Source organism: Thermostichus sp. MS-CIW-30, from assembly GCF_054058015.1.
The window spans coordinates 52,241-68,726 of sequence record NZ_JBSRZW010000009.1 but is presented as its reverse complement, the minus strand read 5'-3'; the positions used below and the strand labels follow the sequence as shown (position 1 = coordinate 68,726).

General features: G+C 58.4%; 15 protein-coding genes. 7 read left to right on the top strand and 8 right to left on the bottom strand.

Going from position 1 to position 16,486, the window contains the following annotated elements:
* Nucleotides 1-534: 534 nt before the first annotated feature.
* The 3 genes from ACVWXW_RS05865 to ACVWXW_RS05855 all read right to left on the bottom strand — a co-directional run bounded on the left by ACVWXW_RS05865 (nt 535) and on the right by ACVWXW_RS05855 (nt 5,373).
* The gene (locus tag ACVWXW_RS05865) at nt 535-2,718 is read right to left on the bottom strand and encodes a CHASE2 domain-containing protein (RefSeq protein ID WP_457403155.1); all 2,184 of its coding nucleotides are present in this window, start codon (nt 2,716-2,718) and stop codon (nt 535-537) included.
* Nucleotides 2,719-2,893: 175 nt separating this feature from the next.
* Nucleotides 2,894-5,032 (bottom strand): polyribonucleotide nucleotidyltransferase, encoded by a 2,139-nt coding sequence (locus ACVWXW_RS05860; protein WP_457403154.1) that lies wholly within the window; start codon nt 5,030-5,032, stop codon nt 2,894-2,896.
* A gap of 59 nt (nt 5,033-5,091) precedes the next feature.
* On the bottom strand, nt 5,092-5,373 hold the full coding sequence (locus ACVWXW_RS05855) for a MoaD/ThiS family protein (protein WP_457403153.1): 282 nt from the start codon (nt 5,371-5,373) through the stop codon (nt 5,092-5,094).
* A 258-nt stretch (nt 5,374-5,631) separates the two neighbouring features.
* Here ACVWXW_RS05855 and ACVWXW_RS05850 point away from each other — a divergent pair, with 258 nt between their 5' ends.
* The gene (locus ACVWXW_RS05850) at nt 5,632-6,564 is read left to right on the top strand and encodes an arylamine N-acetyltransferase family protein (RefSeq protein WP_457403152.1); all 933 of its coding nucleotides are present in this window, start codon (nt 5,632-5,634) and stop codon (nt 6,562-6,564) included.
* A 71-nt stretch (nt 6,565-6,635) separates the two neighbouring features.
* Complete coding sequence (locus ACVWXW_RS05845) at nt 6,636-8,276, top strand: 2-isopropylmalate synthase (RefSeq protein ID WP_457387587.1); 1,641 nt, start codon at nt 6,636-6,638, stop codon at nt 8,274-8,276.
* A gap of 130 nt (nt 8,277-8,406) precedes the next feature.
* On the opposite strand, the gene ACVWXW_RS05840 is transcribed toward ACVWXW_RS05845, so the two are convergent.
* The 4 genes from ACVWXW_RS05840 to ACVWXW_RS05825 form a co-directional block, all read right to left on the bottom strand.
* Nucleotides 8,407-9,435 carry an ABC transporter ATP-binding protein gene (locus tag ACVWXW_RS05840; RefSeq protein ID WP_011433056.1) on the bottom strand — a complete coding sequence of 343 codons (1,029 nt, stop codon included), beginning with the start codon at nt 9,433-9,435 and terminating at the stop codon, nt 8,407-8,409.
* A 133-nt stretch (nt 9,436-9,568) separates the two neighbouring features.
* Complete coding sequence (locus ACVWXW_RS05835; protein ID WP_011433055.1) at nt 9,569-9,772, bottom strand: phycobilisome linker polypeptide; 204 nt, start codon at nt 9,770-9,772, stop codon at nt 9,569-9,571.
* 166 nt (nt 9,773-9,938) lie between these two features.
* The gene (gene apcB, locus ACVWXW_RS05830) at nt 9,939-10,424 is read right to left on the bottom strand and encodes an allophycocyanin subunit beta (protein ID WP_011433054.1); all 486 of its coding nucleotides are present in this window, start codon (nt 10,422-10,424) and stop codon (nt 9,939-9,941) included.
* Nucleotides 10,425-10,487: 63 nt separating this feature from the next.
* Nucleotides 10,488-10,973: a globin family protein gene (locus ACVWXW_RS05825; protein WP_414331342.1), complete on the bottom strand. Its 486-nt coding sequence runs from the start codon at nt 10,971-10,973 to the stop codon at nt 10,488-10,490.
* 342 nt (nt 10,974-11,315) lie between these two features.
* On the opposite strand from ACVWXW_RS05825, the gene hslO reads away from it, so the two are divergent.
* Both hslO and ACVWXW_RS05815 read left to right on the top strand, forming a co-directional pair.
* Nucleotides 11,316-12,206, top strand: coding sequence for an Hsp33 family molecular chaperone HslO (hslO, locus tag ACVWXW_RS05820; protein WP_414328989.1), 891 nt, complete (start codon nt 11,316-11,318; stop codon nt 12,204-12,206).
* A gap of 47 nt (nt 12,207-12,253) precedes the next feature.
* Nucleotides 12,254-13,258 (top strand): glycosyltransferase family 2 protein, encoded by a 1,005-nt coding sequence (locus ACVWXW_RS05815; protein WP_414349686.1) that lies wholly within the window; start codon nt 12,254-12,256, stop codon nt 13,256-13,258.
* Here the strand turns inward: ACVWXW_RS05815 and ACVWXW_RS05810 are convergent.
* Nucleotides 13,250-14,332, bottom strand: coding sequence for a YcjF family protein (locus ACVWXW_RS05810; RefSeq protein WP_414373373.1), 1,083 nt, complete (start codon nt 14,330-14,332; stop codon nt 13,250-13,252). The two genes, ACVWXW_RS05815 and ACVWXW_RS05810, sit on opposite strands and share 9 nt — an antisense overlap.
* A gap of 467 nt (nt 14,333-14,799) precedes the next feature.
* Here ACVWXW_RS05810 and dpsA point away from each other — a divergent pair, with 467 nt between their 5' ends.
* The 3 genes from dpsA to ACVWXW_RS05795 all read left to right on the top strand — a co-directional run bounded on the left by dpsA (nt 14,800) and on the right by ACVWXW_RS05795 (nt 16,357).
* Nucleotides 14,800-15,351 carry a DNA starvation/stress protection protein DpsA gene (gene dpsA / locus ACVWXW_RS05805; RefSeq protein ID WP_457403151.1) on the top strand — a complete coding sequence of 184 codons (552 nt, stop codon included), beginning with the start codon at nt 14,800-14,802 and terminating at the stop codon, nt 15,349-15,351.
* A 123-nt stretch (nt 15,352-15,474) separates the two neighbouring features.
* Entirely contained in the window at nt 15,475-15,753 is a 279-nt protein-coding gene (locus ACVWXW_RS05800) for an Asr1405/Asl0597 family protein (RefSeq protein WP_457403150.1), read from the top strand.
* Nucleotides 15,737-16,357, top strand: a complete 621-nt coding sequence (locus ACVWXW_RS05795; protein ID WP_457403149.1) for a (2Fe-2S) ferredoxin domain-containing protein — start codon at nt 15,737-15,739, stop codon at nt 16,355-16,357. The genes ACVWXW_RS05800 and ACVWXW_RS05795 overlap by 17 nt, the downstream gene beginning before the upstream one ends.
* The last annotated feature ends 129 nt before the right edge of the window (nt 16,358-16,486 follow it).

Here is a 16,486-nt window from a genome sequence, read left to right as displayed (position 1 = left end):
TGACTGTTCGCGATAGTGGGACGGAGTCCTCACTTTGCTGCACAGTTCTCTACAACCTGATGTGCAAACGCTAGGCAGTTGTGCGAGTGTGCAGAGAGCGGGTGGTTAGGTTTATGTTTCTAGACCCCAGCTACCGTTTGAAATGTACCCCAAGCTCTGGGGGAAGTGACATACTCCCATCACTGACCCTACGGGTACAGTGTGGGCTTCTCGCTTCATTGGGGAGCCTACGCAAGAACCCTCTGCGAGCAGACACGGGATGTCCCACCGCGTAGCTGCACCAGATTCCGGCAAAAGCCGTTTTGTGCAACTACTCTCACCATACACCATGTGGGGGTATCTGTATCCCGACACTGACGCTACGGGTACAGTGCGGGGCTTAGCTAACCCCACACCCCGACAAGCTAACGCCTGTGGAGACTCCTCTGGCGGGGTGGTAGGTCTAAAACCTACCGCTAGTCAAGGGTTGCTGAAGCAGGAAGAAAGCAACAGCGCTGAGCAAAAATCTGTTCTGTTCAGTGCTGTGTAGGTCTTTCAGAGCGGCATCTCCCAGTGCAGCTCGACATGGGTATGGCCTTCCGGGGTGCGGGTGCGGTGCCAAGATCCCTTGGGTAGATAGCGGGCGATGGTGTTCATGGCCTTGCTGCCGTAGCCGCCGCTGAGGCCGGGAGCGTACTCGATACCATCGTTGACCACGGAAAGGCAGCAGTGGCGCTCCGTTTGGGCCAGCGACACTCTGACAAAGGAAGCATTGCCTTTGGGGGGTTGCACGTGGGCAATGACATTGCCGATGGCCTCTCGCAAGAAGCGCAAGATGTCTTCTCGCTGATCAAACCACTCGCCGGTGTTGGGCTCCTGCAGCGGTTGCAGTTGCCGCTCTACAGATAGCGTTAGGCTGCCCGATTGGATCAGTTCATCCAGATAGATCTCGATGCCTCGATGCAGCCCTTCTCGTAAGCTGGGGGAGATGCGCAGCTTGGCAGCTAGAGTGCGCACATCGTTGAGCTGATTCCGGATCCCGCGTCCGATCCTCTCCAGTTGCTCGAGCAGGTGGTCGTAGACGGTGGGATCGGGAGCTTTTCCCTGGTGCTGCTGCCATTGCAAGCTCTCCAAGTTGTCCATCACCACCTTCAGCTCCTGCAGCTCGCGATCGTGAATGTCGGTGGCTACTCGGTAGAGCAGCTTGCGAGCCTGGTCAATGGCGGCCTCCTGTTCGGCTCGGCGCAGGCGCTCCAGTTCCTGTTGCTGGGCCAAGAGCCGTTCTTGATTCTCCACAATGACCAAAGTGAGCAGCAGGCTCACCCCCGTTAGCCCACTGGCCAGGGCCGGCAAGACGAGAGGCCAAACCCAACGCCCCAGTAGAAACTGGGCCACAGCCCACCCTTCGTAAACGGCAAGCCCCACCACAGGCCGCAGGAGAAACTGCTGTTGCTTCCAGCCCCAAGGGCTCAAAAGTGCTCCGCACCGCTGACGCGAACGTAGGGGGGGACGATAAAGCACCAAAAGCAGTCCCGTTCCCACTCCCAGCAGCAAGACCACCGCAGCCGCCACCCCCTCTGGCACAGATTGGTAGACCTCTCCGGTGAGCAGGCTGGAGAGGACTTGCGCCTGCAGCTCCACCGCCGCAATCTGGGATCCATCCGCAGTCCGCACCGGGAAGGTTTCGGGGTAGCCGCCCACAAAACCCACCAGGACAATTTTGTCCCGCAATTGGTCGGCAACTTCGGGATCGAGGGGAGGGATCCCTTCTTGGCCGCGGCAGGCTTGGCTGGGGTTGATCATCGGGGCAACAGACCCGGATCCTGCCTGGAGAACAGCTGGAGGGCAAACCCGTTCGATGGGGATGATGGGGATCCCGTGCTGGGAGCCGAGGGGGTTGAATTGAATCGGCTGCAAACCCCGTTCTCGAAACCAGCGGCTGGCCCGCTCCGGGTCGTATTTGGCAAAAGCCAGAGCCTCGACCGAGGCGAACATCTGCTCCTCTTGGCTGTCGCGGCGCAGGTAGAGCCCCCGCAGCTGGGCCTGGCGCAGGATCCCGGCACTGTCTACCCGATGTTGCACCACCCCCTGCACATGTTCTGGCGGCACCAAGTACTCCAGCCGCAGGGAAGAAAAGGGCAGAAAATGGTTGTAGATGTTAATCTCGGAGCGGCCAAAGCTCTCGCTGCTGCGGGTGGCCAAGACCAAGCGATCTGGGTAGCGCTGTACCACCTGACGTAGAGGGGCATCTAAGTTCTCGTTGCCCAGGTTTTGCGGCACCACAAAGCTGCTGGGCAGGTTCAGCACCACCACCCTGGCCTTGGCTTCTTCCAATAGACGCAAGGTCAGGCCGGCGTAGTTGGCCCGTTCCAGAAGAAAGTCAACCTTTTGGCCAAGGTGCTCTGCACCACTGGTGCGGCCATTGCTTTCCCCCTGTCCGCTGTTCCCGTTAGCGGGAACGTGCTCTGCACCGCTGTCGCGATCGAGTCCTATACGACCATCAATGCCGACGATCACCACCTCTGGAGAAGGCTGCTGGGGACCACGCCAAGCGTACAGCCACTCCTGGGCGTCGCTCTCCATCCGCACCAACAAAGGATGCTGAGCAGAAAGGTTAAGCAGAGCAGCCCAACCCAAGCCCCAAGCCAACGCCCAGCCCAGCCGCCGCCGGGAGGGGGACAGTCGAGCCGGAGAAGTAGGGCTTTGGCCAGCGAGAAAGGGAGGGACGGGATCCGGCATATTGCAAAGGGCTTTGCACCGCTGACGCGACCACACGAACGGCAGTGCAGACGCGAGCCAGCTAAAAAGCGCTCCGCACCGCTGTCGCGATGGAGTTTTCTCTGCCATTTTGGCCGCTGCCGGCGGCTGTCGAGGGGATCCCTGGCCCCCCCGTTGCTGGGGGAAAACCGCAGCCTCAGTGGTGATGGTTGCGCACCCGCGCTGCTTCCTCAGGGCTAATGCCGAGGCGAGTGAGGTTGATGCGGCCTTTGTGATCGATGCTGCGCACCTTGACCACCACCTCATCCTCCACAGCCACCTCATCCTCCACCCTGCCGACGCGGTACTCCGCCAGTTGCGAAATGTGGATCATGCCTTCTTTGCCGGGCAAAAACTCCACAAAAGCGCCGATGGGGATGATGCGGGTCACCTTGCCCAAATACACCTGCCCCTCTTCCACCCGCCGCACCAGATTTTCGATCATCTCCCGAGCGGCTTCGGCTTGCCCCCCCACCGAGGAAGACACGGTGATCGTGCCATCGTCGCTGATGTCCACCTTGGCCCCCGTCGCTTCGGTGATGCCGCGCACCGTCTTGCCGCCAGGGCCGATAATCTTGCCGATATCCTCGGGATCCACCTTGAACGTGAGCAGACGGGGAGCTGTTTTGGCCAACTGGGGTCGAGGGGCGGCAATGGTCTCCAGCATCTTGTCGAGGATGAACTCGCGCCCGGCCTTGGCTTGCCGAATGGCCTGCTCCACCACGTCAACGGTGATGCCGGTGATTTTCATGTCCATTTGCAAAGCAGTGATCCCCGCCCGCGTACCGGCCACCTTGAAGTCCATGTCCCCCAGAAAGTCCTCGATCCCCTGGATGTCGGTGAGGATGCGCACCTCGTCCCCCTCCTTGATAAGACCCATGGCCACCCCGCTGACGGGCGCTTTGATCGGCACCCCAGCATCCATTAGGGAAAGAGTGGAGCCACAGACGGATCCCATCGAGGTGGAACCATTGGAGGAGAGCACTTCCGAGACCACCCTCACCACATAGGGAAACTCCTCTTCCTTGGGCAGCACCGGCACCAAGGCCCGCTCCGCCAGCGCCCCATGACCAATCTCCCGCCGCCCCGGGGAGCGTGAAGGCCGCGTTTCTCCCACTGAAAAGCCCGGAAAATTGTAGTGGTGCATGTAGCGCTTCTCATCCACCGGGTGCAAGTCGTCCAGCTCCTGGGCATCGCCGGGGGTGCCGAGGGTAGTGATGGAAAGGACTTGGGTGAGGCCGCGATTGAACAAGGCACTGCCGTGCACCCTTGGGATCAAACCCACCCGGCAAGAGACCGGTCGCACCTCGTCCAGCTTGCGTCCATCCACCCGCACCCCCTCCTGCAGGATCTGCTGGCGCATCAGCTTCTTGAGCAGAGCCTTGAACTGGTTGTCCAACTCTTTGGGGTTTTCCAGAAGATAGAGCCGCAAGGGATCCCCCTCTGGCCGTTCCTGGATTTGGGCCTCCAGCTTGGCCCTGAGCTCCTCCAGTTGTTGTTCCCGGCTGGTCTTGTCCAAAAACTGCCTGAGAATGGAGCGAATGCCCTCCTGAGCCTGCTCTTCTACAAAGGCAATCAGCTCCTCGTTTTTGGGGGGAGGGGGCAGCTCTACCGGGGTGATGTTGAGATCCGCCAGGACTTGCTGTTGGGCTTTGAGCAGCTCCTGGATGGCCTCAAAACCAAACTCGATGGCCTCCACCACATCCTTTTCCGGCAGTTGGTTGGCCCCGGCTTCCACCATGATCACGCCATCGGCACAGCCGGCCACCACCAGATCCAGATCGCCCGCCTCAATTTCGGCATAGGTGGGGTTGAGGATAAATTCATCCTTGACCAAGCCCACCCGCACCGCCGCCACGGGGCCGTTGAAGGGGATGCGAGCACCGTGAATGGCTAACGAGGCTCCCAAAATACACAACACATCGGGCGGCACCGTATCGTCCACCGAGAGGGTGGTGGCCACCACCTGCACATCATCCCGCAGCCATTCCGGGAACAACGGACGAATGGGTCGGTCTATTAAGCGAGAGATCAAAGTGGCCCGTTCCGGTGGCCGGCCTTCCCGCCGCAAATATCCCCCCGGGATCCGCCCCGCTGCGTAGAGGCGCTCTTCGTAATCCACCAACAGGGGCATAAAATCAACGCCAGGCCGGCCTGGCTGCCGTGTGGCGGTAACCAAAACCGAGGTTTCGCCCGAAGTCAGCCAAACCCCGCACCCTGCCTGGGGGGCCATCAGCCCAATATTGATGTCAATTTCCCGCCCATAAAAGGAAATCGACCGAGTGTATTCTGCCATGTAACGCTTCGCCTTCTTTTTTTCTTGCCGCTATCGTAGCATTCTCCTTTTGCTCCTTTTCAGCCCCCGCTGACCGGAGGGATCAGGACGACTTCGTCTCCCGCCGATAGGGGAGTGTCGGCAGCTACAAAATTGAGGTTGAGACCGAAGCGCGTTTGGGAGCGCCAAGGAGACAAGCTGGGGTAGCGCTGGATCAGTTGATCGCACAGTTGCCCGACGGTGGTACCAGGGCTCACCTGCAGGCACATTTCAGTTTGTCCGATCACTTCTTGATAGATGGCAAAGAGCTTCAGCGTGATGGGAAAAAGCTCATCGGAGGGCAAATTTTGGGCAGCAGCCATCGGTAGCGCTCCCACCTGCTTTGGACGGTCTTGTAAACCATCTTGGGCAAGCTTGGGCCTGGCCGTCCACCAGAATCCTCTGCCCATCTCCTGGCCATCAGGGATCCCTACAGCCACAGAAAAATCGGCTCCGGGGAAAAGATGCCGTCTTTCAGATTCCAGTGAACTGTTCTTTTAGCTCTGGCCGGGGATCCGGGGCAAGGCTAGGGTAGGTCAAAAGCTTGCTTTGCAGTTTGCAGCCAAACGGTTTCTGTGCTGATGCTAGAGCCACTGACCCCCTCCCAAATCAGGGCCTACTTGGATCGGATTGGCTACGTTGGCCCCACCCAGCCCACCCTGCAAACCCTCCGCCAGATCCACCGAGCCCACCTGCTGTGGGTGCCGTTTGAAAATCTGGACATTCATCGGGGTCGCGCCATTTGCCTGGAGCGGGATTTCTTGTTCCAAAAAATCGTCCGAGAGCGGCGGGGCGGCTTTTGCTTTGAGCTGAACAGCCTGCTGGCCGCTGCCTTGCAGGGAATGGGGTTTTCGGTACACCTACTCTCAGGACAGGTGAGCCGCGCCGTTCGCGCTACTCCGACGGAGTCCGATGTCCGCTTTGGACCTGAGTGCGACCACTTGGCTGTGCAGGTGAACATCGGCGATGAAGCCTGGCTGGCAGATGTGGGGTATGGGGAGGCCTTTCGCGAGCCGTTGCGGCTGGGGGATCCTGGGGTTCAGGCCCAGGCTGAAGGACGCTACCGCCTCACCCCTTGGCCAGGGGATCCCACCGCTCGTCGGTATTGGCTCGTTCAGCAGGAACAGCCGGATCACACCTGGAAAACTCTGTTTCTTCTGGATCGGATCCCACGCTCCCTGCAGGAGTTCGAGCCCATGTGCCACTTTCACCAAACTTCGCCAGAATCGATGTTTACCCGGCTGCGCCTTTGCACCCTGGCCACTCCGACCGGACGGGTCACCCTCACCGCCCGCGCCAATGGCTCTTTTAAGTGGATCGAGACCACCCCAGAAGGCCGCTGGGAACGCCCTCTCAGGGATGAGAAAGAGTATAAACAACTGCTCGCCTGCGCCTTCGGGATCTGCCTTCCCCCATCTCCTGCCGCCGCTGGGGATCCCAGGGGAAAGGTTGCAAGACCCAAGCCCAATGACGTCTCAACAGAGCCCACCCAAATCTTCCCCAAACAAGGCTAGAACCCCTGCCAGTTAATGTCCCAGTTAATGTCAGAATAATGAGGTAGTGTTTCGTTATCCCAGTAACCGTTATGGATGCTGCCGCGGTCGCCGGGTTTGATGGCCAAGCTTTGGATCATGTACTCATTTTCGACACCACCCTGCGAGACGGGGAGCAGTGCCCCGGCGCCACCCTCAACACCGAAGAAAAGCTGGCCATTGCCCGGCAGTTGGCCCGGCTGGGCGTCGATATCATCGAAGCGGGGTTTGCCTATGCCAGCCCCGGTGACTTCGAGGCTGTGCAGAAAGTGGCCGAGCAGGTGGGAACGCCCGATGGCCCCGTGATTTGCAGCCTGGCCCGCGCCCTCAAGCCGGACATTGAGGCAGCCGCTGCAGCCCTAAAGCCCGCTGCCAAGCCCCGCATCCACACCTTCATCTCCACCTCCGACATTCACCTGAAGTATCAGTTGCGCAAAACCCGCGCTGAGGTGCTGCAAATTGCCGAAGAGATGGTGGCCTACGCCAAGTCCTTCGTGGACGATGTGGAGTTCTCCATGATGGACGCCACCCGCTCTGACCCAGAGTTCCTATACCAGGTCATCGAGGCGGCCATTCGGGCGGGTGCCAAAACCATCAACATCCCCGATACCGTCGGCTACGTCATGCCGGAGGAGTTCGGCCAACTGATCAAGGGCATCCGCGAGAACGTGCCCAACATCAAGCAAGCGATCCTTTCTGTGCACGGCCACGACGATCTGGGCGTCTCGGTGGCCAACTTCTTGGAAGCGATTAAGCAGGGCGCCCGTCAGGTGGAAGTGACGGTCAACGGCATTGGTGAGCGGGCCGGCAACACAGCCCTGGAAGAGTTGGTGATGGCCCTGCATGTGCGGCGCAGCTACTTCAACCCCTACTTCGGCCTGCCGGTGGACTCCGAGAAGCCCCTCACCCACATCAAAACTCAGGAGATCTATCGCACCTCGCGCCTCGTCTCCAACCTCACTGGCATGTTGGTGCAGCCCAACAAGGCTATCGTCGGCTCCAACGCCTTTGCCCACGAATCTGGCATCCACCAGGACGGCATGTTGAAGAACCGCCAGACCTATGAGATCATGGATGCCCAGACCATCGGCCTGCAATCGAGCACCTTGGTGTTGGGCAAGCACTCGGGCCGCAACGCCTTTCGCACCCGCCTCAAAGAACTGGGGTTCGAGCTGTCGGAGCAGGATCTGAACAAGGCCTTCTTGCGCTTCAAAGAGCTGGCTGACAAGAAAAAAGAAATCTCCGACCTGGATCTGGAAGCGATTGTTAACGACGAAACTCGCCCGGTGCCCGAACTCTACCGCCTGGAGCATGTCCAAGTGGTGTGTGGCAATCGAGAGGCTCCCACTGCCACGGTGCGCCTGGTAACCCCGGAAGGAGAAGAGCGGGTGGACGCTGCCGTGGGCACAGGCCCGGTGGATGCGGTGTACAAGGCCATCAACCGCATCGTCAATATCCCCAACAAGCTGATCGAGTTTTCTGTCCAATCGGTTACTGCCGGCATCGACGCCATTGGGGAAGTCACCATCCGCCTGCGCCACGAAGACCGCATCTTTTCCGGCCATGCCGCCAACACCGACATCATCGTCGCTTCGGCCCAAGCCTACATGAATGCCCTCAACAAGCTCTACTCTGCGCTGCATGCGGCACGCTCGACGGCTGACCAGCGCGAGGCTGCTGCCCAGAAGATCTGAGGGAAGGGTTAGGGAATCCCAGTCGTTTCCAACAAAGCTGGGATCCTTCGCTGCTGACCCTCACCCCCAGCCCCTCTCCTCTTGGGGAAGAAGGGAGCCCACGCTCAACCTAACCCTGTTGCAAATGACCCTATGGGCTGGCCGAAGGGATCCCATCCGCAAACACCCGCCCGATCACTTCCTCGATGGGCGGGTCGGTTACCGTTAGATCCAGCACATCCAGCTCTGCCAAGAGCTTGGCCACCGTTTGGGTGAGCTGCTCCCGCTGCACCCACAGCCGCGCCTCACAGCTGCCCGGATCCCCGTCCGTGCGCACCTCTCCATAGAGCTGCAGTTGGGCAACAGGGCAAGGGCGAGCCAATTTCAACCTCACCTCTCGGTAGGGGGCAAAGCGCTCCAGCAATGCCTCGAGGTCGCCATCGTACATGAGCTGCCCCGCGTTGATGACCAGCACCCGTTGGCACAGCGCAGTAATATCGGCCATGTAATGGCTGGTCAACAGCACCGTTGCTCCATAGCGGCGGTTGTAATCCCGCAGAAATTGCCGCACGCCGGCCTGGGCGTTGACATCCAACCCCAAGGTGGGCTCGTCCAAAAACAAGATCTGCGGGCGGTGCAACAGAGCCGCCAACAGCTCCGCCTTCATCCGCTCCCCCAAGGAAAGCTTGCGCACTGGTTGCTTCAGCTTGCTTTCTAGGTCGAGCAGCTCCGCCAGCTCCCCCACCCGCTCCCGAAACTCCTTCTCAGGGATCTCGTAAACGGCAGCGTTGATGCGCAAAGAGTCCATTGCCGGCAGATCCCAAATGAGCTGCTGCTTCTGCCCCATCACCAGGGTGATCTGCCGCAAAAACGCCGGCTCCCGGCGGTAAGGCACATGACCCACCACTTGCACCGTGCCGCCGGACGGATAGATCAAACCAGTCAACATCTTGAGGGTAGTGGTCTTGCCCGCCCCGTTGGGCCCCAAAAATCCCACCATCTCCCCCGGCTGAACTTGAAAGCTCACGGACTGCACCGCCGGGATGTGGCGATAGGTGCGGCGAAAAAAGTGGCGCAGGGTGCCAACCACTCCGGGATCCTTGACGGCCACCGGGTAAACCTTGCTCAGGTTGTGGGCAGCGATGATTGGCTCCAACCGGGTCGGCACATCAGGCAACATCTACCCCCACCCCTACAAAACGGCCAGATCCGCTACCCCAACCCCAAGAACAGAGCTTCCAGAGCTGGGCATACCGGATCTGCAGAGGGCTATTTCTCAGTATCCGAGGGAAAGCAACGAACGAATAGGGGAACTACAGCAGTCCTACGTCCATCCCAGGCTTACCCGTGGCCAGCTCCACCTTCAGGATGCGGCCACCCGATTTCTGGATGCGCTGCTGTTCCCGAAACCAGTTCTCATAGGGCACCAGCTTGGTGAAGTAGGTATTTTGCAGCTCCCGCTGGGTGCGAATTCGGGTTTGGCTGGGCACACAGGCCGTGATCTTGAACATGCGCATGATATGGGATCCCCGCTCAACAACAAAATGGGCTATCTTGACCAGCAAAACAGGCGACTCACCCCAGAAAGCTCGCGTACTTCAGCTAGCACACCAGATCCCTGTGGCAAATCGCCCGCCGTGCTCGTTGAAGAATGCACCTCCCCTGAGGCAATGACGCCGGGAGTTAGCTCAGGCCAGAGCAGATGTAATCGAAGTACACCCCCATTTCCTTGCCGGCCTCAGCACCCACCAGAGCGGCAGTTACCTCTTTCATGGCTTGGATGGCCTGGATGGTTGCCCCAATGGGCACTCCCAGGGAATTGTAGGTCTCCTTGAGCCCGTTCAGCACCCGCTCGTCCAGAATGGAGGGATCCCCGGCCAGCATGGCGTAGGTGGCGTAGCGCAGGTAGTAGTCCATGTCGCGGATGCAGGCAGCATAGCGACGGGTGGTGTACATGTTGCCGCCAGGACGGGTGAGATCAGAGTACAGCAACGCCTTGGCAGCAGCATCCTTGACGATGGTGGAGGCATTGGCCGCGATGGTGGCAGCCGCCCGCACCCGCAGCTCGCCTGTGGCGAAGAAGGCTTTCAACTTCTCCATGGCCGAGCTGTCCAGATACTTGCCTTGAACATCGTAGCTGTTGATTACAGCAGTAATTGCGTCTTGCATGATGAGCTTCCTAAATCCAAATCGACGAACAGCAAAGGGTTGTGCGGCAAAAACAATGAGGGATTAGCTCATTGCCCCCACCACAAAGTCGAAGTAGTAGCCGGCTTCAGCCGCATCGTCAGGAGAGAGCAGACCCATGGCCACCTGCTTCATTTGACGAATGCTCTCGGCCACCGCCGGAATGGGTGTGCCCAGGGAGTTGTACATCTCGCGAACACCCACCAGGCCGATCTCTTCGATTGGGGTGACATCGCCGGCAATGACACCATAGGTGATCAGGCGCAGGTAGTAGTCCATATCCCGCAGGCAAGTCGCCGTCATCTCTTCCCCGTAGGCATTGCCCCCCGGAGAGACAATGTCAGGGCGCTTCTGGAAGAGCTGGTCGGCAGCTTGTTTGACGATGCGCTCACGAGACTCGGTTAAGACTTGAGCAATGCGCAACCGCTTCTCACCCGAGGCAACAAAGGACTTGATCCGATCCAGTTCCCCCGGGCTGAGGTAGCGGGCCTCCGCGTCCGCGTTCACAATCGATTTCGTAACAACACTCATGGATATCCATCCTCAAGTCGATTTTTTAAAGAGTATGACGAGCATACCCGCAAGTTATTTTCCGATATGCTTGCCGTCTGCCATCTCAGATCTTCACACTTCTTAAAATCTCTCCCAGAAAAGGGACAGTCCCATTCCCGCCCCGACAGGGCAGTTCCCTCCCCAAAGTCCGGCAAGAGAGGGGCTACAATCTCACTTAGACTCACTTAGAATGAAGGCTGAGTCGCCAGGGGATCCCTGCAGGCTTGGTTTAAGACATGCGTTGAGGTTGCGATGACGGATGCCTCTGGGTCAGAACGATTGAAGCGAGCGAAAGGTATTTCTGAGGGTACGCCCTCATCTCTGCCGGATCACCTCATCCGGGCCACGGCGGCAGAAGGCAAAATCCGAGTGGTGGGCTTGGTGGCCACCCAGGCGGTACAAGAGGCAAGGGAGCGGCACAAGCTCTCCTATGTGGCGACAGTGGCCTTGGGGCGGGCCATGAGCGCAGCCCTGTTGCTGGCGGCCAACTTGAAGCGACGCCAGGCGCGGATTAACCTGCAACTGAAAGGGAATGGCCCCTTGGGCAACATCTGGGTGGATGCCGGCTTGGATGGCACGGTACGCGGGTATGTGAGCAACCCCGCCATTGAGCTTCCTCTCACTGCCGAGAGCAAGTTGGATGTGGGCCAAGCCGTTGGGCGCTATGGCTACCTCCATGTGCTGCGGGATCTGGGGTATGGCCAGCCTTACACCAGCGCGGTGGAGCTGGTTTCGGGAGAGGTGGGAGACGACATCACCTACTACCTCTCCTCCTCAGAGCAGATTCCCTCGGCAGTCCTTCTGGGAGTAAATCTCGACTCACAGCGGGTACGCGCCGCCGGCGGAGTGTTGTTGCAGCTGATGCCAGGGGCGCCGGCCAGTCTGATCCCAGAGATGGAGGCCCGTTTGGCCAAAGTGGAAGAATTTAGCCCGATGTTGGCTGGTGGCGGCGGCTTGCGGGAGCTGTTGCAAATCTGCCTGGGCGACTTGGATCTGAAAATTGCGCCGGAAATGCGCACCATCCGCTTCTACTGCAAGTGCAATTCCGACCGAGTGAAGGGGGCCCTGCGCATGCTGGGGCGGGACGAGTTGCTCGATATGATCCACACCGACAAGGGGGCAGAAGCGGTTTGCCAATTCTGCAACGAGGTCTACCGCATCTCGGAAGACGAGCTGCGCTCGATTGTGGCGGAGATGTCGGCCACCCCCTGATGGCACAATGATGGCCAACTACGGGATCCCGATTCTGACACCTCTCGATGTTGTCTGAGCCCCCGGTTGAGTTGGTTGAATTATCGGTTGTTGTCCCCTGCAAAAATGAGGCGGACAACCTGGAACACCTGTTCGAACGCCTGCAACTTACCTTGGAGCCGCTGGGGATCCCCTACGAGATTATCTGCGTCAACGATGGCAGCCAAGACAACACGCTGGAAAAGCTCATTGCCTTCCATCGTCGGGATCCCCGTATCAAAGTGGTGAACCTTTCCCGTTGCTATGGCAAGGAGATCGCCCTTACTGCCGGCCTCGATCACGCCTCTGGTCGAGCTGTTGTTCCCATCGATGCCGACTTGCAAGATCCGCCGGAGCTGATCCCGGAGATGCTGCAGCAGTGGCGGCAGGGCTATCAGGTGGTTTATGCGGTGCGCCGCAGCCGCCGCGGGGAGAGCTGGCTAAAACGCTTTACAGCCAACGGCTTCTATTGGTTGATTGATCAACTCAGCCAGGTGCGGATCCCGCGCAATACGGGGGATTTTCGACTGCTGGATCGGCAGGTGGTGGAGGCAGTTAAACAGCTGCGAGAGCGCACCCGCTTTATGAAAGGGATCTTTGCCTGGGTGGGCTACCGGCAAACGGCCATTTTTTACGATCGCGCCCCCCGCTTTCGCGGCAAAACCCAGTGGAACTACTGGCGGCTGTGGAACCTAGCCATAGAAGGCATCACCTCTTTTAGCTCTTGGCCGTTGCGGGTGTGGAGCTACATAGGGTTGGCGATCTCGGTTCCAGCCTTTTTGTATGGCCTTTTTCTCATCATCCGCACCTTGCTCTTTGGCTCCGATGTACCTGGCTATGCCTCTTTAGCGGTGATGATCTTGTTTTTGGGCGGGATCCAGCTGATCAGCTTGGGCGTGATTGGCGAGTATTTAGGCCGCGTTTTTGAAGAAGTGAAAGGCCGCCCCCTCTACCTGGTCGATGGAACCTTTGGGTTTGAGACCCCACGACCTTCCCCTGCCCTAGATTCAGTACCTACGCAAAAGCTAGGATGAAAAGTCATCTTTCAGAGTTTTGGATCCCGAGGCAACATAACTTTGGTACTCGCGTATAAAGATATCTTTCATCTCTTCTGGAGATAGCTGGATCCCTTGGATTTTGGCGCGGGCGATGGCCTTCATCAGCTCGATATAGGCCAGGCCCAGAGAGAGAGTGAGGGTGGCTGCCGTAGTGGATTGGATAGCGCTGCCTACAATCCCCGGGCCGGGAATCATCTTCAGCAAGTTGGACACAATCGTTCGCCCGATTGCTGTTGTAATTGTAGTGCCTGCCAAAGCGGCTATCAAAGAGTAGTAAAAAGAAGGGGAAGCCTCGAAGCCAAAAATAAAGCTGATATTGGCAATCATGCCTGCTTGGGCTGTAACCAACAGAGGGGCATCTGCAAAGGGAAGGGGCACTGCCCCGATAAACGCTGCACTGGCCACATAGCCTGATACGTACTTAAAGGCAGCCTCGGCTTTGAGATCCACCCGCAGCAATTGCTGGCGGATAAAGGCAAGGCGAGCCACTTCCGGCAAAAGCTCTAGCGTGCAGCCAATTAGGTGCTCCAGCCCGTGGGCAGGAATGGTAATTTGCCGGTTAATCGCCTTGTTGCGGGCCAAAACGGGAACAATGTAGCGGACAGGCAAATTTTGATGCTGCAAATACCGGAAAAACTCGCTCTCTTCAGGATTGGGATATTCCAAGCATTGGGTTAAGACCAAGATGACGGGAACGTCTTTGAGTTCCAACTCCTTTAGCCATTTGCGTTCAACTTCCTCCAACCGCTTCAGTTCGTGGTGGAGGCAGTACCAAACAACATGGATGTGATGTTCAGGATCCTTAAAGCGCAGCTCCTCGATAAGCTGGGAAACCTCCAGGCGAACTTGCTGATTCTGTTCACCGTCTAGTTCCATGCCAGGTGTATCGTAGATGGTGATTGGGCAACCTGGCTTGGAATACTGACGAATGTGGCGGGTGACGGGGCTGCCAACACCGGTACGGGCCAGCTCATCTCTAAACACTGCATTGACCAAGGTGCTCTTGCCCACCCCGCTTTTGCCAATGACCAGGATGTTGCAGTGGCCCAACTCTGTCTGCGCCTCTAGGAGGTCCTTCTGTAGTATCTGAGACACCGAATTCCAGAAAGACTTAAAGGCTTCTGGCTTCTCGAGAGATTCAGAAGCTTCTGGGATGCCTCGGGCACGGTCAACAATTTGGCGGGTTAGGTCAGTCAGTTTCTCTAAGAAGGATGGGCTTTTCTGAGACATGCTTCTTGCTTCTTCCCCTAAGGCCGATAGCCCCACAAAGGTAGTTCAGGGCGGATCCTACTGCCAAGTTTCTTCCGATACCGGAGACTGACCTAGCCAAGAGCCAATCTGTCTGCGCCCTGATCCCACTCCAAAGGGATCCGCAACAACGGGTTTATTGAGAGTTATTCACAAGAGCCATTTTCTGCACTATGCTAGATTTGGAGGCAAACACCCAGGGATCCCAGGCCCGTTGTGGCGGGCGCTCTAGGATTCACAGCTCCTTTTAACTTGTGCTGGAGAGTTTTATGTCCGAAACTTCAACCCTGCGCCAGTCTTTCAACAGCGTGCGCGACAATCCTGTCTTGCTTGGCACTGAGATAACCCAGCCGGTTTGCGAGGGGATGAACGCCCTGCTGGCCAGCTTCCAGGGGCTGTACTTGCAGTACCAGAAGCATCACTTCGTGGTAGAAGGCACTGAGTTCTATCCGCTGCACCAACTCTTCAAAGATCACTACGAGCAGGCGAGGGAGCATGTCCACGACCTGGGAGAACGCCTAGAAGGGCTGGGAGGTGTGCCGGTAGCCAGCTTTGCCACCTTGGCCCAGCTTTGCTGCTTTACCCCTGAGCCAGATGGAGCTTTTGAGGCACGGCAAATGTTAATGAACGACCTGGCGGCAGAGCAGGCCATCATCGATCTGCTGCGGCGGCAGGCAGCCCAGGCGGAGAGCCTTGGGGATCGGGCCACCCGCTACCTCTACGAGCAAATCCTGTTGAAGACAGAGGATCGCGCCTTCCATCTCCATCACTTCCTGGCCAACGACAGCCTGGTGTTCGGCTTGATGAACGGCAGAGCCTAGCCAGAAGGTCCACAGGTGGGCTTGAGCCTGCCTGGTTTCCGACCTCTGGCTTTTTTTTGAAAAGCTATTGAGAATTTGTTTCATCTCTTCACTATTCTTTACTCTGAGGTGCTGATCCCGGCCATGAACCCCGCCTTTCTGGACTCTGAGCGCGGTTATCTTTTGGATATTCCTCTGGGCGAGCGCTGGCGCGTTGGTCGGCGGCTGATGGAATTGGGGATCCCGGCAGTTTGTACGGGAGATGGCCGTCTGCGGGTGGAGGTGAGTACTCCGTTGGCCGTTCTACAGGTGCGCAGTGTGATCCGTCAGCACACAGCGCGGCGACAGGAGTTATTGGATGGCCTAGAGGTTTGTTGGCAGCTCAACACAGAGGCTGGGGGTCAAGATGAGCAAGTTCCCTAAGCAAGGGATCCCGTTTGAGTCGGAAGGCCGGTTTTTGGGATTTCTTCCCGATAAAGACGGCAAGCTCAAGTACCTGCGTTGGCAAGCCGGAGCGGACGTTTTTTCCGGCAAGATCCCCAAGCCCCTGCGTTCTGCCCTTTACCGCACCCTCAAACCTGGCGATGCGGTGCAGATCTCGGGGGAGCGAGAAGTGGATCTGCACAAAGGGCGAGAAAAATGGGTGCTTTACCGGGTGGTTCCCCTCGGAGAGAAGGCGGAGGGTATGTCTTTGACGACAGCTCCAGCTTCCGGGGGTGAGACGGAGCCGGTTGTCCCAAAGGTCAAAGGTAAGGTGCTGGTCTGCCAGAAATCCGACTGTTATCGGCGTGGGGCCGGAGCGGTGATGCAAGCCCTGAACGCCCACTTGGCCGCCTACTCCGGTTCGATTTGCGTGCAGGGGGTGGGCTGCATGAAAGATTGTAAACGGGGCCCCCATGTGGTGTTTATGCCCGACAAGGCTCGTTATAGCGGCGTTTCCCCCCAAGGGATCCCGGCTTTGTTGGAGCGGCATTTTCCGCTTTCCTCGCCGCAACCCCAAGAGGTTGAAGCAGCAGCTTCTTCCTAACGCCCATGGGATCCCCACCGGCGAACAGCTCTGTGAGGTAGGCACAAAATCAAAGGGTGCAGCAGGAGTTTTCCGGCAAACCTAGGCGGAGCGAGATCCAGATTGCCGGGTGGTACAAAGGATCCCTCC